Origin of the sequence: Bacillus sp. JNUCC-21 (genome assembly GCF_041222765.1) — a bacterium.
Lineage (GTDB): Bacteria > Bacillota > Bacilli > Bacillales > Bacillaceae > Bacillus > Bacillus velezensis.
Map to the genome: position 1 here is coordinate 2,254,429 of NZ_CP166019.1, position 19,257 is coordinate 2,273,685.

A 19,257-nucleotide genomic window follows, 5' to 3' on the forward strand; every position below is an offset into this window, starting at 1 on the left:
TTAAACTTCAATTTTATTTAAACTCACGTTCATGTATTGTATATAAAACATAAGGATGGTTGTTAAAAACAGAATCATCAGGATCTTGAACTTTAATTTTAGGATACAGACTTTTAAACTCATCAATCTCCTTATCATTCCACAGTTCAAGTTCATGTAAGGGAATCCCAGCAACACTTGTTCGAGTATTTCTCGACCATCCATCCTTTTCTAGCTGCTTGATGTTTCCCCACATCTCATCAAGGGAATTATGAAACACTTCTAATACCATCTTTTTTGTTTGACTTTTAATAAACACTTTAATCCCCCTCTTTTAAATTAATTTAAATTTTACTTTTATCCAAACTGCTTTCTCCAAGGGACGTTGCCTACAACTCTGTGATCAAGCATTCCTTCGCAACTTTTACACAGAGTTGATTTAGTTATCGTCATATGGAATGAGTCCCACTTACCACAACAATGACACGTCTTTTCAAAGGCTGCTGTCTCCTTTTGTTTTTCTCTTTCAAAGCCGTTGCCAGTTAACAATAAGCCGTTACTATAAAGGTCGCTCTGTCTTACTACTGCTTCTATGCTCCATGGGTATATTCGCTTCTTTAAGTACCTTTGCAATAATGACTTGCTCTGGTTACTTCCGATCTTCATGAACTCTCTATTTTCAGTAAGGTCAACTGTTCTTTTCATCACTTCGTCTTTTTGAACAGTTTTTTAAACCACTTTTTCTTTTCGTTAACCTCTGCAAATCCGAGATTATTCATCCTAAACCCATTTGGTATCTTGTCCATGCTATTTAACTGCTTCTTCAATTGCTCAATATCTTGGGGTGTATTGATGGTCATTGCAATATTTGATTCTTTTACTTCCTGCACTTCGGAAATCATCTTATCTAAAGTGAGATCACAATACTCATCTTCCCAGTCGCCTATGAAATAAAAACGTTCAATCAAAGTACCGCTCGACTCATCTTGAAAAGTGCCGAATAAAATTGGATCCTTATCTCTCCGTTCTTTTTCGATCTGCCTTTCAACCTTCCCCGTATAATCTGTAAACACCACATAAAACCGATCCAATTTGTCTTTCACTTTGTTGTATTTAATGATTACATCATCAGGGATTTCACGTTCGTAATTTTCAAGCTCAATAATTTTGACAGTATCTTTTGCAATATTATCTATGTATTCTTCAATGTCATCTCGATAAACAAACGTATCAATGCCAAGCTTTACAATCTCGCGTTCTTTTTCTATTGATTCTAAGTGGAATATCAGTTTCTTTGCAGCTTTAATTTGATTAGTTTGCTTATACTTATTGAGTAATACCAAGCAATTGTCGTAATATCTTTGAAGTTCTTTGTCTGTAACCTTATTTTTCTTTGATTTAATCATTTCAAAATACTGATTTGGTTGTAACAATTCCATCTTTCCACTCCTTTACTTAACTGATTCCCTCATATCCTCATATTTTTTATACTTTTCCCATTGCTGAAGCATATGTATCGCAATATCGTGAATAGTGTTTATGATGTCCTTCTTTTCAATACTGTCAATGTGGACATTCCAATCATTAGTCAGCTGCAGTAGTTGTTGTCCTGCATTCTTCGTATTGTATTCAAGTGCTTTTTTCAACTCATTCGTATTCATTTCACCACTCCCCTTGAAACACTTTAAAATGCATCTTTTATTGGCTTAAATTTTATACTGAAGGATGTCTTGAATAACTTCAGCTAAATCTTCATCTGTTTTAATTTTGACGCCTTGGTCACTCCCGTAGAATGGAGCAAAAATCTCTAAATGGTCTTTCTGTGGGAGGATTTTAAATCCTTTTGATTCTGCTAGTTTGTACAAATTCGCATAATAGATAAAGCTTGTAAGTATCTTGTTATTTTGGTTCATTCCGCGCCCTCCTTCTGACAGTCAGGACATAAAGTTTCAAAACCGTTCCCCTTCTCCGTGAATGTGTAATCATGGCGCAAAGCACCATTCATATGCCCCTCCCACGTTAACGGGTAACCTATGTTTAAAACCTTCTCTTTGTCGCATTTATCGCAAATAACAACCGTTTTGTATATAGTTTCAACCACTTCTTTATGAAATGCCATCACTCCGCGCCCTCCTCAGTCCAAAACAATGTCTCATTCGTTATTTTTTCCACTTTATAATTTTTGAGGTAGTTATTATTTACGTATTCCTCTGCGTATTCCAATGCGGTTTTATCATCATTGGCGCCGAAACTGAAATGCTTCCAACCGAACTTAACTTCGTGCCAAAGCTTATATTCAATACGTTTTACATCAGCATTCATTCCGCGCCCTCCAACAACTCAGGATTATGGTAAACGTCGCCGATGACTTCGTATTTTTTTACGCTAGGATCTGATTCACTTTTTAACCAGCTTATAGCATTCATATCTAAATCAATCCAAGGTCTTAAATCAAATGCTGGGTAATCTTCTTTTTCTAAATAATCCACTACCCCGACATAGAATGGCTCTTTGGAAAAAGCAGAATCGTATGTAATTTTTATATAATCTCCGGCATATATGTCTTTGCCATTACTGTCTTTAAGACAAGTCCATAGATCCCGACTTATCAACTCGTAATCTTCTTTATCTGTGTAGATCGTCTCCCCGAAATATTCAATTTCACTCAAGGTGTAATAAAGCAAGACAATTTCATTAGTATTCTTATGTCGGAAAACGTATCTGATTTTGATTTCATTCATTATCTTATTCCTCCCAATGTCCATGCTTTTTCATGATGTCCGTTACCTCGTCGATATAAGGTTCATCCCGGTTGATAACAACATAGTCATTAACGTCTTTGCCCTCGGCTTCTCTTCTACAAAAGTTGATTCTTCCAATGAACGCCCCTAGACAAAGTCTCTCTTGATAAGTTAAATACTTTTCGGCGTCCTCAATTTTTATAACAGTGAATTTACTCACTCCGCGCCCTCCTTCACTATATAACCTTTTAAAATTGCCTTATTAAGATCATAAGCATGCATGCTGTTCAACGGTTCAAACAATCCAGTCCACGGATAAGTAACACCCATGTTCATACCAAATTGTTTCCCTACAAATTGAAGACGCGCAAATTCTTTTTTATCCCCATTTGTTAAGTCGTTCACTCTTTCGGGTTCATCATCAGCCATTTTTAAATAAAACTTCATGCCTTCCTTAATTGCCCGTGCCTGTTCCCATGTGACCTCAATCTTATCGCTTGTTTTGATTGTGATTTTTGACTTTGTCATTCTGCGCCCTCCTTCATCGCCTCTTCCAGTAAACTTAAATCATCAGAATCTATCGCAAGAATTTGCTCTCCACAAAAAGGGCAATAAATTTCGGACGTGCTGGCAGGCCTTTCTAAGAATGTCCATTCCTCGCAGTCATCGCAATAGTATCGGATTAATGTTCCATTCACTTTTGGCATTCCGCGTCCACCTTCTGTCGCCGCATCGAATTCACAAGTATTTGAATTTCTCTTGTGATCCGCTCGGCCTCTTTTGCACCTTGATCTATCACATCGAGTCTGTTTCGTTTTTTGGAGATCACTGCGTCATGCATGACGTTGTTCACCTGTTCGCTCAAATCATCCATCAGATTGAAAAGTTGAATTTGTTTGGCATTCATTCCGCGTCATTCTCCAATCCCCAGATTTCATCTTCCAAATCGCTATTTGCAGATTCTAAATCTCTTATTTTTTCTTTCTGTTCCTCGGCCTTTAATTTTAGTTCTTTGTTCTCTTTTGTAAGCCGCTGAGTCTTTTCCTGGGCCTGCCGGAGTTCCTTTGTATTTGCTTCCTGTATGGCTTTGGCTTCACCTTCATGACCCCAAGTTTCATATGAAATTAACTGTCCTTCATTAATCTTTAAATCAGGTCTATTTCTTTTTATATATTTAGCGAAACCTCCACACAAAACCGTCTCATCGCTATGACAAGCCCAATTGTGTCCACTCTTTTCCTTCATCTCTACAATTTGCTGGGGTGTGGGCAAACATCCGTAATTTTGAACCATTTCAGCTTCATCACTGTGCGAGAAGGGACAACTCATACAGCCTCCACTTCCACAATAAGAACGTTCAATCATATTTATTTCTTTCAACATATATCCCCCTTATCTGAATCTCAATAAAACTTAAATTTTATTTTTATTCTTAATATATTCATGCTGATTCACAACATCACGAAGTATGTATTGTATTTCCTCTAAATTGTCTTTAACAAAATCTAGGTCTCCAATTGCCATTCTTATTTCGTTATTCTCTATGCTGCGCAATGACCTTTCACATGACGCTAAGAGCTTTGCATATTTCTTTAAAACCATGGTTCTTATTTGATTATTAGTTGGTTCATTAATCAATAATTAAAGCTATCTCCTTTCCTAATTCTAATTCGATTATATAACCTCAACCATATGTTGTAAATACTTATTTTATTTTTATTCTAAATAATTTTAAAAAAAATCAGCTTTACTCATACTGTAAAGCTGCTGTCTTCATAAACGTCTTCATGCCGTCCAGTTTCCAAAGAGTTTCATTTATTTTGTCTCTAAATTCTAAAACTGAAGCATGATCCATTCTAATCCTCAAACAATCCCCATTGTTTTTAAAGATAATGTCTATGTAGTACTCTCCACTTTGTATGTTCTTAGAACCAACACTCATGGAAACTGATCTCATAATGTCTTTCAAGTCAATTTCAAGATTAAAATCCATTGTATGCTCCAGTCTGACTAAAAAGTCACCAATTTTTTATGTCTCATGATGACTGACAAGATGTGTATGTGCTTTTATTTTAATGATAACAGTTGAGAAGATTTATAGCCTTCATTTTCAAACGAATCGTCTATTTCTTCGGCATAAGAAGTTGTTATTTCAGCATCCTCTGTACACATGATGTCTACATCAAATAGTGCCTCATATTTTTCTTGATCTTTTTGAAGAAACCCCATTTTTCCTGTTTTATTTCTTAATTTCTTTTTAATTGATTGATATGCGAACAAAAGTGCTTCCTCTTCATTCTTGGCTTTTATTCTGCCGAAAAAAGGTATGCACAGCTCCCCTTGAATGAAATAATCCTTTTCTGACATACGTTTCCCTCTCTCTGGTAGTAATTAACCGAACTTACGTTCCCTTTTTTGTTGACTTAATTATAACCTTTTACCTAGTTAGTGGCAAATCTTTTTTCTTTCATTTAAAAACTTGGAAAGAATTGATATAGTATGATAAGCAATACTATATCAGGAGGTTGTCCGATGCTTGAGGTTGAAATCGGACAATGTTTGATATCCATTCTCCTTGAACGTAGAGGAATGTCCCTAGGGCAACTTTCGAACCTAACAGGCATCAGTAAGCAAAGGTTAAGTGACTACGCTAATGGCGTTAGACCTTCTATGAATATAAAAACAGCGAGAATCATTGCAATTGCCCTAAACTGTTCGATTGAAGACCTCTATGAATGGAAAATCAAACATTGACTTAATCGCTAGGGAGTTTGACCTAGCGAACCTCCTTGTACCCTTTTTAGTGTATAGAACTATTTTACTGCATATGTACAAATTTGTCTCTGTCTAACTTTGTCGAATTCTGAAAAATATGAACAAAATCCTGATATTTTTTTAAAAATATCACGAGTTAATTCATATTGTTTTTATTTTTACTCTAAAAGTTATGTAAAGTTAATCCCTGTAACAGGGATTAAGAATTAGTCTCAATTACTTCAGACTTGATACAATATTTTTCTAAGTTCTCCATATTCACTACTTTCCTCAGTGTTTGTGAATTAAACTCCGCGTCTTCATTCAAGAACCCATATTGTCGAGTTATTTGTTTATAATCAGGTACTTTTAATTCACCCTTCTCTTTATATATCTCATACGCCATGTTGAGCTTTCCTGAGTTGATAAGATTCTTGGGTGAAAAGAAGGGTTCTTCTAAAAATTTTTGAAACTGACTAAAAGAACGATGAACTAAAAATTTGTCAGCTTTCATACTCTGATTAGAGCTCTTGTATTTTAGCCTAAAAATATTTTCGCTTTTAACTAATGTTGCATATTTGTTTTTAAGTCCACTATCTGGCGAACCATTGCTTAGACGATATGTTCTTTGATCATAAGCACGCTTAAGCAACTCATAACATTTATCACTTACAGTAATTATTCTTATACCATGTTTATCATCTACTAGCTTTACCTTGTTATCATCAAGTAAGTCGTCACCTGTTAAATTTAGTAACTCCGAATGCTGATAACCGTCTATGCCTTCATAAATAGCCTGTATCATCGCTTTATCCTGATCATTAACCATAAAATCAACATATTCTTCTACTTCTTTATTGGTGAATAGTGTTTTTTTGTTTTTGTCTATAAACTGCTTTAGGTCGCCATCCTGTATCTGATACACTTTGTTTATGTTACTGATTGCCAAGCCATTTTCCATTGCCCAGGTTGTGTATTGTCCAATTACAGCTCTTGCTCCTCTTAGTGAATCTATTGATTTGCTATCTAAATCTAAAAATAACGTACGCAGCTCTTCCAAAGAAAAATTAAATATGTCTTTTTGAAGTATTTTTTCTGTAGCTGAGAAATCCCTTAGCCTTAGCCAATAATGGTTTCTTGTTGCTTCACTTTCATATTTCTCTAAAAACTTTTCCTTCAATTCAGCATTATACATTTCACTCATATTAAATTCTCCTTTAGGCTTTAAACAACAGCAATTTCATCATAAAATATTCGCTTAAGTTTCTTCTTCATAGCAATCTTCAGCTGATTTTCATTATTTCGTCTTCCTAATTCTTCAAACACTCTTCCGCTCTTACTAAAGTCAATTGTATTAAGGATACTTTCAAGCTTGTTTAGTTCTACATTGTTTTCCTTCATCTTCTTGGCCAAATAAACATAACCGTAAAACATTACGTTATGATTAATGTATGATTGCTTTCTAATGGACGATAAATCATCTTCAAGAAATTCATCTGGGAAGGCATAAAAAAGGTTATCAAAAAAGTCGACCAGGTATTTCGCAATTTTCAACGCATCTTTTCGAGATTTCAACTCAAATGCATCGTCTATAGCTTCGGATAAAGTATAATATGTCACAAGAAAATTGCTATCAATACTAATTTCACTTTGTGGGCTTATTTTATTTTTAAGTTCACTTTTAAACTTCAGCTGCTCAACAATGGTTGAAGAATGCCGTTTTTGTCCCAACTCTTCAATTCTGGATTTTTCAACTGGGTTAATTGTATTCATTTGAGCAAAGTGAACCTTGGCCTTTTCTTCATCGTAATTCAGCACATTTAAAATGAATGGTTGATCTAATTCAGGGACTTCAGCAATGGCCTTAACAATACCTGAAATTCGATGGTACCCATCTAGAGCATCTAATAAGGTTCCTCGCATTACAGTGAGTGTTTGGTCGCTTGGATCATATTCAACTTCTTCATCACTGTCAGATGTTCCAAGACGAGCGTTAAAAGTTAACATGGATACAATCAAATCACCTTTGATAAACAGTTCTTTGATCTCATCAACTGATTTAGGGTTTGTTTTAGGTACAGGGATAAGACTGCCCTTAATGTACTTTCCTTCACGCTGAGTATTGTAATTGTACTGCAGGATGGAGCTATTATATAACTCACTAAGTTCCTTGGCAGTAATGGAAGTGACATAGTTATCCTCTTTAATTTTAATCACATTTTTAAACTTGTATGGGAGCTTAACTACTTCCTCACCGGCGAATACTCTCCCACCTTCAAGCTCTTTTGCCAATCTGGTTGGAAAATAATTTGAGGGATCTAAAGCTGACGCCCCAAGAATTGAATACATCTCTTTTGAAACAATGTACACTTCTTTTTCGTTTAACCGCTGCACGTTGTTATCATTATTATTTAAAATTTCTTGGATATAACCAGGGAGTGCCTTGTATTTGTCCGCCATTGTGGCTTTTAATTCTCTCACCATATTGGAATCATTTTTAATATCAATAAGCTTTTCTTCTATTTCAGATTTTAACTTATAAAGTTTATCCGTTGTCAACAAAACATCAGACACATTATCACCTCACATAATCATATTAAATTTATCATTATTTTCATAAGCAAGTAAAGCTTTTATGTGATTATTTATATCACTTGTTCAAAAACACTTTAAGTTTATTCTGTATATACATGTCTGATTTTAAAAAGAATTCTTTATATTGCTCTAAGGTAACTTCATCTAAAAAGGACATGTCTTCTTTTTGATCAACCAAAACCCCTGGATCTTGAGAATAATCCCTTTCATTGTTTAAATAATGATCATTCAAAACATTGATATTGCTGTGACCAGAGAACGCTGCCACTTTTTTAATATCACCATTAACGCTGTAAGAAAAGTTTGTTGCAGTATTGCGTAAACTATGCGGGGTTATCTTTCTTTCTTTGGGAATACCCATAACTCTACATACGCGATTCCACATATCCTGTATTGAATCAACTGTTAACTTATGAAATAATAGTTCATGTTCCCCATACTCTTGCTTTAACAGCAACAACTCTTCATAAAAAGCAGTGGAAATCCCAACTGGCCTAGCCTTTTTTTGCTTAGTTTTTTTAAAGTTGACGAGATAGCATTGGTGCTTTTCTGAATAAGTAATATCATCCCACCCCACTCTAAGCACCTCTGATTTACGCCCTCCAGTACGTGCACTAAACAAAATAAACATCTTTTTCATTAATCTGTTTTGACGCTCAGTAACATAAGCTGCCTCAGCAAATTCATCAGCTTCCGATATTCCTTCAAAAGAGCCTGCGGGGTTCTTTTCTGTTGGAAGAGGTCTAAAATTAAATACAGATGAATCACACTCATGTTCAGATTCAAGATACTTAATCATGCTTTTCAGTGCGGCAATCTTATTGTTAATTGTTGAATTGGAGTTACTTTTATTTTTAGCCAAATGAGTTCGATAATCATACAGGTCACTCTTCTTGATCGCCAGGTCACTCTCAGTTAAATATTCAATATCCTTGGCAGCATAGTGGTTGAAAAACTCTCTTATATGCCTTTCATACGTGGCTCTAGTATTAGACTTTTCAATTTCTCCAGTTTCTCGATCCCTGTTTCTTAAATCTAATTCATCAAACCACCTATTTATGTTATTGTATATTGAATAATCTCTTAGTGTTGACGCTTTCTTTTGAGCTTCCATAATGACACCTCATATCATTTTTTTCATTAAGTATTGATCAAATTCTTTCCATGCAACAATCCATTCATTTTCCCCTTCAATATTACTCAGCAGCATTAAATTAGCGTTACAGATTTCAATTTGCTTTAGCATGTCGTATTCTTTAAGAGCGTTAATTAAAATGTCTGTATTCATTTTATCACACCTAATTTATTTTTATCCTATAATAAAATTCAGTTTAGGACATTTACCCTTTCGTCCTTACAGACGTTTATAATTGGCATCCCCGTCAATTCCTCATAAAGCTCCTCTTCGAACCCAACCCATTCATCACTTGTCGCTTCTCTTCGTAAGAACTCATTATAAGCAACTGCTATCTCAGGCTGCTCTAGAAACTTCAAAACGATCATATGCTTTTTCCAAACTTTAGCCTTGTTTTCTTCTGTATAATATTTATTATTCATTTTATTTTTACTCCTTAAATACATTTTATTGAATTCTTTTGTTCTTTAATAAGGTTATATTCTTTATGATTTTTTCTCATTGTAGTTACATTATTAGGTGTAAACACATCTGGATCCTCTAGGTGGAGATTGACTCGTGTGAAGTTCTTTAGTTGTTTTATGTATTGATATTGTCTTAATGATGTAATCTTCAACTCTTCCTTTTGAGTGGCACTGGTTGTTTCCATAGTTTCATCTCCCAACAACGTTCATCTTGTAACTTCATTATATATGTTGCTACAATAATATGCAATAATATATTTTATTTTTATTCACGACAAATAACACATCCCCTATGTATGTGTTAAAATGTCTGCTGATTTGTCTTTAATCCTCATTAGGATACCTTTGCTTTATATTTTGATCTAATCATTTCTGCTTCATTTTCAAGATGATTATCTTCCTGAGAAATTTCTAAATTAATATCTCCCATTTCCATGTAGCCTTTGGCCATTTCCTCATAAGAAAGTGCTTGTGCAAAATTCTTTTTCATTTTAATTCCCCCATGTTCTTGTTTTTTATTTTATGAATTTCTGGAACATTCTCTTAAAATTAGAAAAGACGCCTGATCCACTGGATCAAACGTCTAACCATTGATTATGTAGTATCCTGTTGTATTATTAAGCTCCCCGAATTGCACTTGCTACAGAGATCTCATCAGAAGCTGATGCCGTATTAACTGAATGTTGACCTGCAATGAATGAAATTGCTAATGCTGCTAAAATGGCTGTACCGAAAATAATTTTTTTCATTAAATTCACCTCCTTTCAAGTACTAAATTCTAAATTAAATTTAGCAGCTCCGGGTCACAGCCTAATTTTTCGAGTTCTATTATTGCCAATTGGATAAAATATTTATCATCTGATTCTTTAAAATATGTTATTGATTTAAAAAAATCAGATTTTTGCCTCGATATTAAACCTTTATAATAAAAATAAAATCCTAATTCATTTTCATCTTGATCTCTTTTTGATAAGCTTTCTAATAATTCGTTAGCCTTGTCGAGATTATTACTTTTTATGTAATAAAAAGCCCTTAGCTGTTGATATTTGATTTCATTTGATTCATAGTTAACCCATAGATTTTCCTTGTTCCATACATTAGCTAAGAAGCAAAGAGCGCCATTTAGCATTTCTTCATGAGTATCATTAAGAACATACTTCTTTGCCTCAACATACGCCAGCATAGCTTCTTCATAATTTTCGAAAATTAGGGTATTACCTATTGTCAGATGTGCAAAGAAACATATTCGGTTCACATTGGACTGCATTATTGCAATATTTGAATGTTTCCTTGCTTCGATTAAATTGTTTTCGTTTAAGCTTATATTCGCTTTTAACATTGACACTCTACTTTTGTACGAATCTTTTATAAATCCTTCTGGTAAGCTTTTAAAATCTAAAAGTGTTAAGGTGCTTTTCATCAATCCGAACTCACCAATATTCAAGTATTTATACATCAGCATTGCATCTGAAAAAAATGACATTTCTGGAGCTTTACATCTCCCACATTCTCTTATTGCTTCTGGTATTGAGATTTCGTTTTTATATAGCTTTCTATGTATGTTGTAGATGTTACCCCATTCTTGACTTGTTGTGTTTTTTGAGTGGCATAAATTTAAAATAATCTTGTCTGTTAATGAATCCCATTGATTGATATCGGAGTATTCAACAGATTGTCTAGCACATTTTTTGTTGGGATCCAGTGATAAGAAGTAATCACTTAGAAGCTGCTCCTCATTATCAGGAAACAAGCTTTTAACAATATTAATTAAACCGCCTAAGTTGTCCATTTCTTTCTCTGGGGTGTTGATGAATTTGTAAAAACCATTAACCTTTTCGTACCCTGCTATTTTTGAGAGTTTCGCTGCGAGCTGGTTGTCTTTTTCACATTCATTCTTAATCATCTGCTTAAGATTCATTGGTTACTCCACCCCTTCCCAACTAATGTTCCCTTGTTTATAATATACATTAGAGTTGTCAGAATTACAAGTATTTATTTTATTTTTATTCTAATTATTTTTTAAGGACTCCTTATCTGTTTAAAATTCGTATTTTATGAAGACACAATGAGGATTAACCCTCATTGTGCATATTTGGCCAAATACAACTTACCACCTTTATCTTAGTTCCTCTTGTGCTTTATCATCTAGCTTGTTAAAAGCTCTCTTATAGGCTTTCTTTGGTGTTGAATATGTTCAATTAAATAGTCTTTTTTGTAATTCTTTTTTTTAGCTCTGGTTTAGTCAGTAGCCATTCGTCTTCATACCCAAAGTCTATATTGCAGCTAAACTAATAATTTTACAGGATGCAATCTATTGGTGGAGCAATTGTTTATTTTCAAAAAATGCTCTCTACATTTGTACAGTTATTACATCCACAACTTCCAACCACGATAGTGTTTTTGATAATAAAAATCCTTTTTTTCTGACATCAGAGAATTCAGCTTGTCTCCTTTATCACTTATAATGTCCAATCCTAATAATTGTCCATCAACGAATGCTTTAATTCTTTCAACTGGTTCATCAGATTCAATTTTAAATACATTAAATTCTTTCTGGATTTTTTGTAATTCTTCAAAACTTCCAGTTAAGAAATCCATTGTTTGATTATATGTTTCTGAATCTATAAAAAGAGCATAGTAAGGCAAGTCTCTCCCTTTTTTAAATATTCCTTTTGAAACTAAATTAGCAACTTCTCTTAAAACACTTAGTAGTTCTTCTCTTTGTGCATTTTTCAATTTAAATCTTAAATCTGTTGTTTCAGATAAGAATATCTCTAAATCTGTCATAAGGTTATAGATACAATCTAGTCTCTTTTCCTTCTTTTTCTTATGCTCAGATAGCAAATAGATAATAAATGGAACAATGCCACCTATGATTGCTCCAATTATACCTGCAAGTATTGTGTCAGTCATATATCTCCACCCACTTATTTTAATAAAAGGATTCTTTTACATAAATTCATTCAAAGGAAATTCTTTATACGGCCCCAATCTTCTCTTTGTTTTTCTAAGGGCCTTAAATTTTGAGCCAACTTACCAATATGATAAACAGGGAACCACTTTGCTTCATTTATGATTATTGGTTTCTCGAACTTAATCACATCTCCTAAATTATTCGAGCATCTTATGTTATACACTCTTTTAATAGTCCTAAAGGGTTTTACTCCTAAAGTAATAATAATTTTAGGATTAACAATTTCAATTTCATATTTCAAAAAGTTTTCGCCACAATTCCTATACCAAGCAGATTTTGTTCTCCCGGACAAGTTTTCTGTCTCTTTCATGCATAGTATTGCATTCGTCAAGTATGTATCTTCTGGTCTGATACCAATAAGGGCTAGCATTTCAATCAGTTTATTGTTTGTTGGATTTAATGGGTTCACTTGGCCTTTATTTCTAATAAATGCATCTACATGACCCCAATCTTGTCCTATGATTAACACTTTAGCATTTAAATTGCCGTGCCATTTTGTCCAAGGATTTATGTGATTGGAATCATATCTCCCATTTAGTATTACTGCCGGGTTCTTGACTCCTTGACATATAGTGCATTGTTTCCTGCGGAGAACTAATTCTCTATACTTCCTATTTTTTGTGACTAGCTCTAGTGTATCAGACAAAAGATAGCAGCTCCTTTGTTCACCTGAGTTAACCCTTCACTTTTAAAAAATGATTATTACATGGACTCACTTCCTTATTTAAAGCCGTTTCCATTCAACATATTCAAATCGCTGCTGATAAAGGTCTTCAAGGATTGAAGCCCATTCAACCCAGCCGTCCGCAACAATACTTTTCTTCTCCCCATCTTCAATCCATTCAATCCAGTACACTTGCTCACCCCATCACCTAGTAATAACTTCGATTTGTCTTATGGCAGAAGTGACTTTATACTCTGTATGTAGCTCGTTTGCGATCACTAAAGCTTCTGACATTGTAGTGAACTTAGAAGCGCCATGAAGCCCTTAGATGTCTTATAACCACTTCCATCTAGATTAAATGACTTGAAGTAATCATCATTTTCAAATTGAATAACAAAAAAGGTATTGATAACTGTCATGTCTAACTCCTCTTCAGCAGACCAGCAATTTTTATGGTCAGTGGCAGCAATCCAATTAATATGTAAAACACCATGATATTTATTTTATTCTTAAAGAACAGTTCAATCATATTCTGTTCCATACCTGGTGAAAATGAATCAATCAGTTCCTGCTTAAACTCTTCATCATAAACCTGATCAACAAATAAGGCCTTAAATCCCGTTAGAAAGCCAACACCAAGCCAGAGTATTAAGAAATATGCTATTCCAATCAAATTAAAGCCCTCCTTACTTACATCGTCTGGTATTATAGTAGTGTTAAATACTTTGTGTAGGTGAAATTTAATGGAAGAGAAAGATTTTGAGACTAATGGCTACGATGTAACAATTGTATATGATTATAAGGAGTATCCCGATGTTAAATATGGACGCTGTGACAACTGTGATTACGCTTTATTCAAGAGTTCAGTGAAAAGTGGTGTATTTTTACGTGAGTGTCGTAGATGTGGTATGAAGAAGAGCATTTAAATGCTCTTTTTTATTTCACTGGAATCATGTAGCTTACATATACTCCAATTCCATCTTCAGTTTTATATTCCGCAATCCTGTCTGGATCAGATTCAATCTTGTCAATAAGCCTCTTTGCACTTTTATTTCCCTTTTCATTATTAGCAGCAACAATCCAAGACCAATAATTCCATTCAGTGATGCAGGACTTAACCTTTTCTGGTATCGCATGACCTATTGTGTAAACCTTGATCATTTACGTACTCCCCTCCCAAGTTTAAGCTCATTATTTAATCCAATAAGCTGGCGGAACACTCAATACTCGATACTGTTCATCTAAGTAAGCATGTTTCCTTTCCCAATCACTTTTCTTCCACGCTTCTTGATTTGGGAATGACGGATCTATTGGCTTTGGATATTCTCCGTTCACCCATCCATCTTCAATATGATTTAGTTTGGCTTCGTTACCTTTATCATCGTATTTGTACCAGACAGTTATCATTTTGACCGTCATTTGTTCGCTCCTTTCTCTTTAACAACAAATTAAGGCATCATTTCCTCCATATACTCGATGTAAGAATCATGCGCCATTGCTTCGACATCAGGATCGATAATTTCAAGGGAAACTTCAAATCGCGCTTCAGATAACAAGAAAATTAATTCCTTTTCATATTCAGAAAAGAATGAAATGGTCATCTCATACGTAGCTTCTAAATTGTCAATAAACAACCTAAACTCATCTTGATCCATATCAATTTCATAATGAGTGATTTCATTTCTTTTTTTGTTTATGTACAACAAAGCACTTTTGAAATTGTCAGGCACAGTCTTTTCACACAATAACTCCAACCTGCGTATGGCTTCATAAAAACCTACAGTGTTTAAGTTTGGATTTACTTCAAACACATTTTTCTTCTGTTTCTCAATCATTTTTTCTTTCGCGGACATATATTTATGAATATCAGAGAATATCAAAAACTCATTTTCTTCCTTCAGTATGTGTTTAAAAAGTAATTCATTTGCATGATTTAAAGAAAGAACTGCATCTTTAACCAAATGTTCACCGCCTATGGCAATTTCTTTATATTTCTCAAGAGAATTATAAGTTGATTTTAAAGAATCGATTGCATTCTCCAATAAGGTAAACTTCATATTATCGCCCCTTTTTGAAACTTTGCCGTATGTACGCACAGTCTATATCTAATGGCTCTCTCCATAAATGACTGGTGTCATTGCAACTTAATCAATCCTTGAGAACAGCTCGTTCATTACTCTGTCAGGATCAATACCATTACTATCTAGATTTTTACTTAGTTGCTCCAATAATAGGGCAATCTCTTCTCGATTAAATTTAAATTCTTCCTTGTCTAAGTCTAGTAACAGTTCTAATGACTTCATAACTTTAACAATTTGGACTGGTGAAAGATTTAGTTCGACTTCCTGTTCCCTGTCGATTGCAACTGGAACAGATAATAAAGAAGAAGGGACTTTTAAGCTTCTGCTTCCGAAAAGAATTCTAACCATTTGACCGTTCAATTCGTAATACTTGTCTTCTAGTCTTCCTTGAGAACCTTTTTTTCTTATCAAGGAAGCTTTTTCTGACGACCCATTATAGTAATTATCATGCAGCAGAACTGCAGTACCGGCAGTCAAGCTTTGTTTTTCTTCTTCAGAAAGTTCGCTTATTTTAACCCATTCTTTATCTCTAGCCAATTAAAACCCACCTTAATTATATTTTTCAATGATTCTTGAAGCAGCGTCATTAAAAGCTGTTTCTGGACACTCAGAATTAAAAATATTTAACAACTTTTCTTCAGTGAATTCCCTTTTCATATCCGCGATCATTTGGTTTTCACAGTCATAAGAATTAAAACTTAAATGGGCTAAATCACTGAGCGAAGATGATTCTCCTTCTGGGATTGGCCATTCGATTTGCTGGGGATCATACATATAAAAACCACCGATGTATTTAAAGCTTTGGGATTTATCCATCCTTTGAATTGTCGAGTCGTCTAAATTCAGCTCTGATATGAATCTATACATTATGTACTCTCCTTTATTAATTAAGATGAAAGAATGATTTTATTCAGTAACACCATTTTCATATTCAAGGTTGTATGTTGATATTTCGTGTACTCCTATATCCCCTGCAAAGTTTCCATCCTCATGTTCCTGTTGTAAATAAACCTCTTTATCTTTTCCGAAGATTTTTCTTGCTTCACCTAATTCAGTTACGGCTTGTGATCCCATTCATCTTTTACAGTAAAAACTAAGCACCGTTTACCTCGGCTGCGTTCTGCCAAGACTCACCCATTTGGCTTTAGCCTAACAATTTCATTATGTTTTTTATCGATTGCTTCTTGGAGAACCACTGAAACAGTATTGCTATCGGACTTACTTAAAGCCAGTTCTAATTCTTCAATTTCCTTAAGCAATATTTGAATTTCAATTTCCTTAAGTAACTCTTGTCTATTCTCTCTCATTTTTCATCTCTCCCTTTTTTTGTTAAATGAATTATTTTTTATTTAAATACCTTGGTTATAGCCTGATTTGTCAATAGTAACGAGATGCTCAATGTCATCATAATGCTCTGCATTCATAACCTCATATATATCAATCCCAAGATTCTTTTCCAAATTTCTTTTGGCATGTAAAACAATCATATTATCTGCATTAATACCATTAGGCATTTGTGGTACACCCGCATCTGTTTTGATTTCTACACCGTTTACATTGAAAGTTACTTTTACTGTATTTTGCATTGTAACCTCTCCTATTCCCTATGAAAGTACGATTTTATGTAGACCTAGAAAATTTGTAAGTATTTACTGTTCTTGTAACTTTAGTATACCATGATCACTTAAAGTGATCAATATCTTTTTAATCTTTTTTGTAAATCAACAGCTCATGCAGCTCAATGTCTAAATATGTACAGACTTTATCCAACAGATCTCTTGGGTACCGCTCCATTTCATCGTGATAAAGCTTCCTAACTGTGTTAAAACCATGGTCAATATCATTGGACAGCTTTCGAATACTGATATTCCTTTCGTCTAATATCGGCTTTAGATTTGATTTAATCAATTTAACTACCTCACATTCATTATGTATGATCACTTTAAATTATCATCATATGCATAAAAAAGGTCAAGGATATACCTTGACTATGTATTAAGCTTACCAATCAAATGAATCTTCATGTTCAAATCCATAAATACCTTTAATCCACACGTCTCCGCAGCCTGGATTCTTTGTAATCTCTAACACATGATTACGATTTGCATCTCCCTCTACTCGATCTGCAGCAGTATAGTCGGCATAGTTCCCTACAAACTGCTTTTCACTACGTGGGAATACCCAGCCAGCAAGAGTTATCCTGCTGATTTTCATATTTAGAGTACACCCCTCAGCATTGCTAATTGTGAATTTGTAGAAGAGCCAAGTGCGATCGTAATTCCGATCAAAATAATCTGCCATTGAGAAACTCTCTGAATCCTCACTCATATGAAAATTCACATTTTTGTAGTCTAATGTAAGCTTCGCCTCTGCACTATGTGTGTTAAAACTCAATAAAAAACCAATGCAAATCACAACCAGAAAGATTAGCTTTTTCATTCTCTCTCCCCCTTTTCCAAATTATACTATATTCGAAATAAAGGTGAAAGAACAGGTCGAAGCTTCGTGGTTTATCTGTATTCTTCATGATATAGCTAGATATACATGTATCTATGAATATCTACGTGTATTTATAAGTATCTATACCTCCCTACATCACACAAATATACCTTATTGAGAACAAAAATATTTATTTTAGTTCATTTTTAAGAACAAATCTTCCATTTTTATGATATAATCATCACTGCTTATAGGCAGACTTACTGCTTATTCGCCATATGGTACAGGAAAGAGGTTCTTTTAATGAACGTAAAACATTCTAACTGTTTCTTTGTTATCAGGCTGTTTGCTGCTCTCTGTGTGCTTATTGGCCATGCTACAAGAGATCTAAACATTTCTGTCTTTGGTTATACTCCAGAGAGTAAAGCAATATTTCACACCGGCATATCAATCTTCTTTTTTCTAAGCGCATTTTTTCTTTTCACTTCTTATGAGAGATCCAAGCTTAAAGGAAATAACCTAACGGATTTTTATTGGAGCCGAATTATCAGGATCGCGCCCGCAATTTACACCTATGCTATTACCTCCACCACCCTGTTAATTGTTCTAGGAGCTCTGTCATTCTCAGTATTCACAACTAAAGAGTACTGGATATGGCTTCTAAGCAATCTTGTGCTATACCCTCAATCCTTCCCTGACATATTTCATCATATTGGCACAGGTCGCCTTAACGATTCACTTTGGACAATTCCTGTTCAGATTAGCTTTTACCTGGTGTTACCCGCAATTTATTGGTTTTATAAACGCTTCGGATTCAAAAAAATGATTCTTTGTTCTTTTGCTGTTTCTGCTTTTAGTGTGCTGATTTCTTTCGTAGTTTTGAAGTTCTTACCTGGTAATGTGTTCGGTAACCTGTACTTACATTCTTTCCTGCCACAGATGTTTTATTTCACTTTGGGCATCTTCTGGGCTAAGGCATGGAGTAAGTCACCGCAGCACCTTGTTTTATTTTTGTCTTCGGTAATTTTATTTTTACTTATTAAGGCAGATCCCATGCATCTTAGTTCAATAAACAGTACACTATGGAACTTTTTATGGTTTGTGCCGTTAAGCTATGCGATCGTTTGGTTCGGGTACAATGGGCCGAAAATATTTTGGCAACTGAACCGGTTAGATGATATCAGTATGGGGATTTTCATATGGCACAGGGTGATTATCAACGTCTTCCTATACACCGGAATTAATAAAACACTGTCTGATTACCCGTTGATCATAGTTCTAATTGCTGTCACTGCTGCAATCGCATTTCTTTCGTACAGAATCGTGGAAAAACCCGCTCTTAAATTACGTAATATCAAGAAAAACAAACCAGTCAAAACGAAGATTGCGAGCTAATGCCCAAGGGCTGTTCATGTAGGCAGCCCGTGTCCC

Annotated in this window: 41 protein-coding genes; 3 read left to right on the forward strand and 38 right to left on the reverse strand. The window is 34.4% G+C overall.

What is annotated here, in order from left to right; all coding sequences use genetic code 11:
• Positions 1-13 precede the first annotated feature (13 nt).
• The 15 genes from JNUCC21_RS11190 to JNUCC21_RS11260 form a co-directional block, all read right to left on the reverse strand.
• Positions 14-298, reverse strand: a complete 285-nt coding sequence (locus JNUCC21_RS11190) for a hypothetical protein (RefSeq protein WP_072589254.1) — start codon at positions 296-298, stop codon at positions 14-16.
• A 385-nt stretch (positions 299-683) separates the two neighbouring features.
• Positions 684-1,418 (reverse strand): hypothetical protein, encoded by a 735-nt coding sequence (locus JNUCC21_RS11195; protein WP_163113713.1) that lies wholly within the window; start codon positions 1,416-1,418, stop codon positions 684-686.
• Between the two features lie 12 nt (positions 1,419-1,430).
• The gene (locus JNUCC21_RS11200; RefSeq protein WP_072589257.1) at positions 1,431-1,640 is read right to left on the reverse strand and encodes a hypothetical protein; all 210 of its coding nucleotides are present in this window, start codon (positions 1,638-1,640) and stop codon (positions 1,431-1,433) included.
• Positions 1,641-1,685: 45 nt separating this feature from the next.
• A complete protein-coding gene (locus tag JNUCC21_RS11205; RefSeq protein WP_077722294.1) occupies positions 1,686-1,892 on the reverse strand; it encodes a hypothetical protein in 207 nt (68 codons plus the stop codon).
• Complete coding sequence (locus JNUCC21_RS11210; protein ID WP_369878130.1) at positions 1,889-2,098, reverse strand: hypothetical protein; 210 nt, start codon at positions 2,096-2,098, stop codon at positions 1,889-1,891. The genes JNUCC21_RS11205 and JNUCC21_RS11210 overlap by 4 nt, the downstream gene beginning before the upstream one ends.
• Positions 2,098-2,301, reverse strand: a complete 204-nt coding sequence (locus tag JNUCC21_RS11215) for a hypothetical protein (protein WP_369878131.1) — start codon at positions 2,299-2,301, stop codon at positions 2,098-2,100. Before JNUCC21_RS11215 ends, JNUCC21_RS11210 begins: the two co-directional genes overlap by 1 nt.
• Positions 2,298-2,720: a YopX family protein gene (locus tag JNUCC21_RS11220; RefSeq protein ID WP_369878132.1), complete on the reverse strand. Its 423-nt coding sequence runs from the start codon at positions 2,718-2,720 to the stop codon at positions 2,298-2,300. The genes JNUCC21_RS11215 and JNUCC21_RS11220 overlap by 4 nt, the downstream gene beginning before the upstream one ends.
• 4 nt (positions 2,721-2,724) lie before the next feature.
• Complete coding sequence (locus JNUCC21_RS11225; RefSeq protein WP_369878133.1) at positions 2,725-2,940, reverse strand: hypothetical protein; 216 nt, start codon at positions 2,938-2,940, stop codon at positions 2,725-2,727.
• A complete protein-coding gene (locus tag JNUCC21_RS11230) occupies positions 2,937-3,248 on the reverse strand; it encodes a hypothetical protein (protein WP_369878134.1) in 312 nt (103 codons plus the stop codon). Before JNUCC21_RS11230 ends, JNUCC21_RS11225 begins: the two co-directional genes overlap by 4 nt.
• Complete coding sequence (locus JNUCC21_RS11235; protein WP_369878135.1) at positions 3,245-3,427, reverse strand: hypothetical protein; 183 nt, start codon at positions 3,425-3,427, stop codon at positions 3,245-3,247. The genes JNUCC21_RS11230 and JNUCC21_RS11235 overlap by 4 nt, the downstream gene beginning before the upstream one ends.
• Entirely contained in the window at positions 3,415-3,627 is a 213-nt protein-coding gene (locus JNUCC21_RS11240; protein ID WP_369878136.1) for a hypothetical protein, read from the reverse strand. The genes JNUCC21_RS11235 and JNUCC21_RS11240 overlap by 13 nt, the downstream gene beginning before the upstream one ends.
• Positions 3,624-4,100, reverse strand: coding sequence for a hypothetical protein (locus tag JNUCC21_RS11245; RefSeq protein ID WP_369878138.1), 477 nt, complete (start codon positions 4,098-4,100; stop codon positions 3,624-3,626). Before JNUCC21_RS11245 ends, JNUCC21_RS11240 begins: the two co-directional genes overlap by 4 nt.
• A gap of 33 nt (positions 4,101-4,133) precedes the next feature.
• On the reverse strand, positions 4,134-4,358 hold the full coding sequence (locus tag JNUCC21_RS11250) for a hypothetical protein (protein WP_259429520.1): 225 nt from the start codon (positions 4,356-4,358) through the stop codon (positions 4,134-4,136).
• A 109-nt stretch (positions 4,359-4,467) separates the two neighbouring features.
• Positions 4,468-4,713 (reverse strand): hypothetical protein, encoded by a 246-nt coding sequence (locus tag JNUCC21_RS11255; RefSeq protein WP_020954128.1) that lies wholly within the window; start codon positions 4,711-4,713, stop codon positions 4,468-4,470.
• 74 nt (positions 4,714-4,787) lie between these two features.
• Positions 4,788-5,087 carry a hypothetical protein gene (locus JNUCC21_RS11260; RefSeq protein ID WP_047474287.1) on the reverse strand — a complete coding sequence of 100 codons (300 nt, stop codon included), beginning with the start codon at positions 5,085-5,087 and terminating at the stop codon, positions 4,788-4,790.
• Between the two features lie 165 nt (positions 5,088-5,252).
• Between JNUCC21_RS11260 and JNUCC21_RS11265 the strand changes: the two genes are divergently transcribed.
• A complete protein-coding gene (locus JNUCC21_RS11265; protein ID WP_021493552.1) occupies positions 5,253-5,474 on the forward strand; it encodes a helix-turn-helix transcriptional regulator in 222 nt (73 codons plus the stop codon).
• A gap of 220 nt (positions 5,475-5,694) precedes the next feature.
• Here the strand turns inward: JNUCC21_RS11265 and JNUCC21_RS11270 are convergent, their stop codons facing one another.
• The 13 genes from JNUCC21_RS11270 to JNUCC21_RS11330 all read right to left on the reverse strand — a co-directional run bounded on the left by JNUCC21_RS11270 (position 5,695) and on the right by JNUCC21_RS11330 (position 13,979).
• The gene (locus JNUCC21_RS11270) at positions 5,695-6,678 is read right to left on the reverse strand and encodes an integrase (protein ID WP_369878139.1); all 984 of its coding nucleotides are present in this window, start codon (positions 6,676-6,678) and stop codon (positions 5,695-5,697) included.
• 20 nt (positions 6,679-6,698) lie between these two features.
• Entirely contained in the window at positions 6,699-8,048 is a 1,350-nt protein-coding gene (locus JNUCC21_RS11275; protein WP_369878141.1) for a DNA sulfur modification protein DndB, read from the reverse strand.
• A gap of 76 nt (positions 8,049-8,124) precedes the next feature.
• On the reverse strand, positions 8,125-9,183 hold the full coding sequence (locus tag JNUCC21_RS11280) for a tyrosine-type recombinase/integrase (RefSeq protein WP_369878142.1): 1,059 nt from the start codon (positions 9,181-9,183) through the stop codon (positions 8,125-8,127).
• Positions 9,184-9,192: 9 nt separating this feature from the next.
• Positions 9,193-9,357: a hypothetical protein gene (locus tag JNUCC21_RS11285; protein WP_014721236.1), complete on the reverse strand. Its 165-nt coding sequence runs from the start codon at positions 9,355-9,357 to the stop codon at positions 9,193-9,195.
• Positions 9,358-9,395: 38 nt separating this feature from the next.
• A complete protein-coding gene (locus JNUCC21_RS11290; RefSeq protein WP_014471999.1) occupies positions 9,396-9,626 on the reverse strand; it encodes a hypothetical protein in 231 nt (76 codons plus the stop codon).
• 14 nt (positions 9,627-9,640) lie between these two features.
• A complete protein-coding gene (locus tag JNUCC21_RS11295) occupies positions 9,641-9,853 on the reverse strand; it encodes a hypothetical protein (RefSeq protein ID WP_014472000.1) in 213 nt (70 codons plus the stop codon).
• A 149-nt stretch (positions 9,854-10,002) separates the two neighbouring features.
• A complete protein-coding gene (locus JNUCC21_RS11300; RefSeq protein ID WP_172798707.1) occupies positions 10,003-10,158 on the reverse strand; it encodes a hypothetical protein in 156 nt (51 codons plus the stop codon).
• Between the two features lie 127 nt (positions 10,159-10,285).
• On the reverse strand, positions 10,286-10,417 hold the full coding sequence (locus tag JNUCC21_RS11305; protein ID WP_014472002.1) for a lysogeny pheromone AimP family peptide: 132 nt from the start codon (positions 10,415-10,417) through the stop codon (positions 10,286-10,288).
• A gap of 29 nt (positions 10,418-10,446) precedes the next feature.
• Positions 10,447-11,586: an AimR family lysis-lysogeny pheromone receptor gene (locus JNUCC21_RS11310; RefSeq protein WP_022553110.1), complete on the reverse strand. Its 1,140-nt coding sequence runs from the start codon at positions 11,584-11,586 to the stop codon at positions 10,447-10,449.
• Positions 11,587-12,035: 449 nt separating this feature from the next.
• Positions 12,036-12,581: a hypothetical protein gene (locus tag JNUCC21_RS11315; RefSeq protein WP_163113717.1), complete on the reverse strand. Its 546-nt coding sequence runs from the start codon at positions 12,579-12,581 to the stop codon at positions 12,036-12,038.
• A 50-nt stretch (positions 12,582-12,631) separates the two neighbouring features.
• A complete protein-coding gene (locus tag JNUCC21_RS11320; RefSeq protein ID WP_163113718.1) occupies positions 12,632-13,288 on the reverse strand; it encodes a uracil-DNA glycosylase family protein in 657 nt (218 codons plus the stop codon).
• 78 nt (positions 13,289-13,366) lie between these two features.
• Positions 13,367-13,498: a hypothetical protein gene (locus JNUCC21_RS11325; protein ID WP_113792286.1), complete on the reverse strand. Its 132-nt coding sequence runs from the start codon at positions 13,496-13,498 to the stop codon at positions 13,367-13,369.
• Positions 13,499-13,727: 229 nt separating this feature from the next.
• Entirely contained in the window at positions 13,728-13,979 is a 252-nt protein-coding gene (locus tag JNUCC21_RS11330) for a hypothetical protein (protein WP_163113719.1), read from the reverse strand.
• Positions 13,980-14,049: 70 nt separating this feature from the next.
• Here JNUCC21_RS11330 and JNUCC21_RS11335 point away from each other — a divergent pair, with 70 nt between their 5' ends.
• Positions 14,050-14,232, forward strand: coding sequence for a hypothetical protein (locus JNUCC21_RS11335; protein WP_041482308.1), 183 nt, complete (start codon positions 14,050-14,052; stop codon positions 14,230-14,232).
• 10 nt (positions 14,233-14,242) lie between these two features.
• Here the strand turns inward: JNUCC21_RS11335 and JNUCC21_RS11340 are convergent, their stop codons facing one another.
• The 10 genes from JNUCC21_RS11340 to JNUCC21_RS11385 form a co-directional block, all read right to left on the reverse strand.
• The gene (locus tag JNUCC21_RS11340; protein ID WP_163113720.1) at positions 14,243-14,467 is read right to left on the reverse strand and encodes a hypothetical protein; all 225 of its coding nucleotides are present in this window, start codon (positions 14,465-14,467) and stop codon (positions 14,243-14,245) included.
• 30 nt (positions 14,468-14,497) lie between these two features.
• Entirely contained in the window at positions 14,498-14,725 is a 228-nt protein-coding gene (locus JNUCC21_RS11345) for a hypothetical protein (protein WP_163113721.1), read from the reverse strand.
• Positions 14,726-14,754: 29 nt separating this feature from the next.
• Positions 14,755-15,363, reverse strand: a complete 609-nt coding sequence (locus tag JNUCC21_RS11350; protein ID WP_163113722.1) for a hypothetical protein — start codon at positions 15,361-15,363, stop codon at positions 14,755-14,757.
• 87 nt (positions 15,364-15,450) lie between these two features.
• Positions 15,451-15,924: a hypothetical protein gene (locus JNUCC21_RS11355; RefSeq protein WP_163113723.1), complete on the reverse strand. Its 474-nt coding sequence runs from the start codon at positions 15,922-15,924 to the stop codon at positions 15,451-15,453.
• Between the two features lie 12 nt (positions 15,925-15,936).
• A complete protein-coding gene (locus JNUCC21_RS11360) occupies positions 15,937-16,254 on the reverse strand; it encodes a hypothetical protein (RefSeq protein WP_079005073.1) in 318 nt (105 codons plus the stop codon).
• Between the two features lie 39 nt (positions 16,255-16,293).
• Positions 16,294-16,461, reverse strand: coding sequence for a hypothetical protein (locus JNUCC21_RS11365; RefSeq protein WP_254061192.1), 168 nt, complete (start codon positions 16,459-16,461; stop codon positions 16,294-16,296).
• Between the two features lie 56 nt (positions 16,462-16,517).
• Entirely contained in the window at positions 16,518-16,694 is a 177-nt protein-coding gene (locus JNUCC21_RS11370; protein WP_231937508.1) for a hypothetical protein, read from the reverse strand.
• A gap of 42 nt (positions 16,695-16,736) precedes the next feature.
• The gene (locus JNUCC21_RS11375; protein ID WP_064778389.1) at positions 16,737-16,973 is read right to left on the reverse strand and encodes a hypothetical protein; all 237 of its coding nucleotides are present in this window, start codon (positions 16,971-16,973) and stop codon (positions 16,737-16,739) included.
• A 118-nt stretch (positions 16,974-17,091) separates the two neighbouring features.
• Positions 17,092-17,295, reverse strand: coding sequence for a helix-turn-helix transcriptional regulator (locus tag JNUCC21_RS11380; RefSeq protein ID WP_014470137.1), 204 nt, complete (start codon positions 17,293-17,295; stop codon positions 17,092-17,094).
• Between the two features lie 93 nt (positions 17,296-17,388).
• Positions 17,389-17,826, reverse strand: coding sequence for a hypothetical protein (locus JNUCC21_RS11385; protein ID WP_326243742.1), 438 nt, complete (start codon positions 17,824-17,826; stop codon positions 17,389-17,391).
• Positions 17,827-18,129: 303 nt separating this feature from the next.
• Here JNUCC21_RS11385 and JNUCC21_RS11390 point away from each other — a divergent pair, with 303 nt between their 5' ends.
• Positions 18,130-19,221, forward strand: a complete 1,092-nt coding sequence (locus tag JNUCC21_RS11390) for an acyltransferase family protein (protein ID WP_369878143.1) — start codon at positions 18,130-18,132, stop codon at positions 19,219-19,221.
• Positions 19,222-19,257 lie beyond the last annotated feature (36 nt).

Coding starts and splice junctions, on each gene's coding strand:
- JNUCC21_RS11195 (WP_163113713.1), bottom strand. CDS start 1,418: ATGGAATTGTTACAACCAAATCAGTATTTTGAAATGATTAAATCAAAG.
- JNUCC21_RS11200 (WP_072589257.1), bottom strand. CDS start 1,640: ATGAATACGAATGAGTTGAAAAAAGCACTTGAATACAATACGAAGAAT.
- JNUCC21_RS11205 (WP_077722294.1), bottom strand. CDS start 1,892: ATGAACCAAAATAACAAGATACTTACAAGCTTTATCTATTATGCGAAT.
- JNUCC21_RS11210 (WP_369878130.1), bottom strand. CDS start 2,098: ATGGCATTTCATAAAGAAGTGGTTGAAACTATATACAAAACGGTTGTT.
- JNUCC21_RS11215 (WP_369878131.1), bottom strand. CDS start 2,301: ATGAATGCTGATGTAAAACGTATTGAATATAAGCTTTGGCACGAAGTT.
- JNUCC21_RS11220 (WP_369878132.1), bottom strand. CDS start 2,720: ATGAATGAAATCAAAATCAGATACGTTTTCCGACATAAGAATACTAAT.
- JNUCC21_RS11230 (WP_369878134.1), bottom strand. CDS start 3,248: ATGACAAAGTCAAAAATCACAATCAAAACAAGCGATAAGATTGAGGTC.
- JNUCC21_RS11235 (WP_369878135.1), bottom strand. CDS start 3,427: ATGCCAAAAGTGAATGGAACATTAATCCGATACTATTGCGATGACTGC.
- JNUCC21_RS11240 (WP_369878136.1), bottom strand. CDS start 3,627: ATGAATGCCAAACAAATTCAACTTTTCAATCTGATGGATGATTTGAGC.
- JNUCC21_RS11255 (WP_020954128.1), bottom strand. CDS start 4,713: ATGGATTTTAATCTTGAAATTGACTTGAAAGACATTATGAGATCAGTT.
- JNUCC21_RS11260 (WP_047474287.1), bottom strand. CDS start 5,087: ATGTCAGAAAAGGATTATTTCATTCAAGGGGAGCTGTGCATACCTTTT.
- JNUCC21_RS11265 (WP_021493552.1), top strand. CDS start 5,253: ATGCTTGAGGTTGAAATCGGACAATGTTTGATATCCATTCTCCTTGAA.
- JNUCC21_RS11270 (WP_369878139.1), bottom strand. CDS start 6,678: ATGAGTGAAATGTATAATGCTGAATTGAAGGAAAAGTTTTTAGAGAAA.
- JNUCC21_RS11280 (WP_369878142.1), bottom strand. CDS start 9,183: ATGGAAGCTCAAAAGAAAGCGTCAACACTAAGAGATTATTCAATATAC.
- JNUCC21_RS11285 (WP_014721236.1), bottom strand. CDS start 9,357: ATGAATACAGACATTTTAATTAACGCTCTTAAAGAATACGACATGCTA.
- JNUCC21_RS11290 (WP_014471999.1), bottom strand. CDS start 9,626: ATGAATAATAAATATTATACAGAAGAAAACAAGGCTAAAGTTTGGAAA.
- JNUCC21_RS11295 (WP_014472000.1), bottom strand. CDS start 9,853: ATGGAAACAACCAGTGCCACTCAAAAGGAAGAGTTGAAGATTACATCA.
- JNUCC21_RS11300 (WP_172798707.1), bottom strand. CDS start 10,158: ATGAAAAAGAATTTTGCACAAGCACTTTCTTATGAGGAAATGGCCAAA.
- JNUCC21_RS11305 (WP_014472002.1), bottom strand. CDS start 10,417: ATGAAAAAAATTATTTTCGGTACAGCCATTTTAGCAGCATTAGCAATT.
- JNUCC21_RS11310 (WP_022553110.1), bottom strand. CDS start 11,586: ATGAATCTTAAGCAGATGATTAAGAATGAATGTGAAAAAGACAACCAG.
- JNUCC21_RS11315 (WP_163113717.1), bottom strand. CDS start 12,581: ATGACTGACACAATACTTGCAGGTATAATTGGAGCAATCATAGGTGGC.
- JNUCC21_RS11335 (WP_041482308.1), top strand. CDS start 14,050: ATGGAAGAGAAAGATTTTGAGACTAATGGCTACGATGTAACAATTGTA.
- JNUCC21_RS11340 (WP_163113720.1), bottom strand. CDS start 14,467: ATGATCAAGGTTTACACAATAGGTCATGCGATACCAGAAAAGGTTAAG.
- JNUCC21_RS11345 (WP_163113721.1), bottom strand. CDS start 14,725: ATGACGGTCAAAATGATAACTGTCTGGTACAAATACGATGATAAAGGT.
- JNUCC21_RS11350 (WP_163113722.1), bottom strand. CDS start 15,363: ATGAAGTTTACCTTATTGGAGAATGCAATCGATTCTTTAAAATCAACT.
- JNUCC21_RS11360 (WP_079005073.1), bottom strand. CDS start 16,254: ATGTATAGATTCATATCAGAGCTGAATTTAGACGACTCGACAATTCAA.
- JNUCC21_RS11365 (WP_254061192.1), bottom strand. CDS start 16,461: ATGGGATCACAAGCCGTAACTGAATTAGGTGAAGCAAGAAAAATCTTC.
- JNUCC21_RS11370 (WP_231937508.1), bottom strand. CDS start 16,694: ATGAGAGAGAATAGACAAGAGTTACTTAAGGAAATTGAAATTCAAATA.
- JNUCC21_RS11375 (WP_064778389.1), bottom strand. CDS start 16,973: ATGCAAAATACAGTAAAAGTAACTTTCAATGTAAACGGTGTAGAAATC.
- JNUCC21_RS11385 (WP_326243742.1), bottom strand. CDS start 17,826: ATGAAAAAGCTAATCTTTCTGGTTGTGATTTGCATTGGTTTTTTATTG.
- JNUCC21_RS11390 (WP_369878143.1), top strand. CDS start 18,130: ATGAACGTAAAACATTCTAACTGTTTCTTTGTTATCAGGCTGTTTGCT.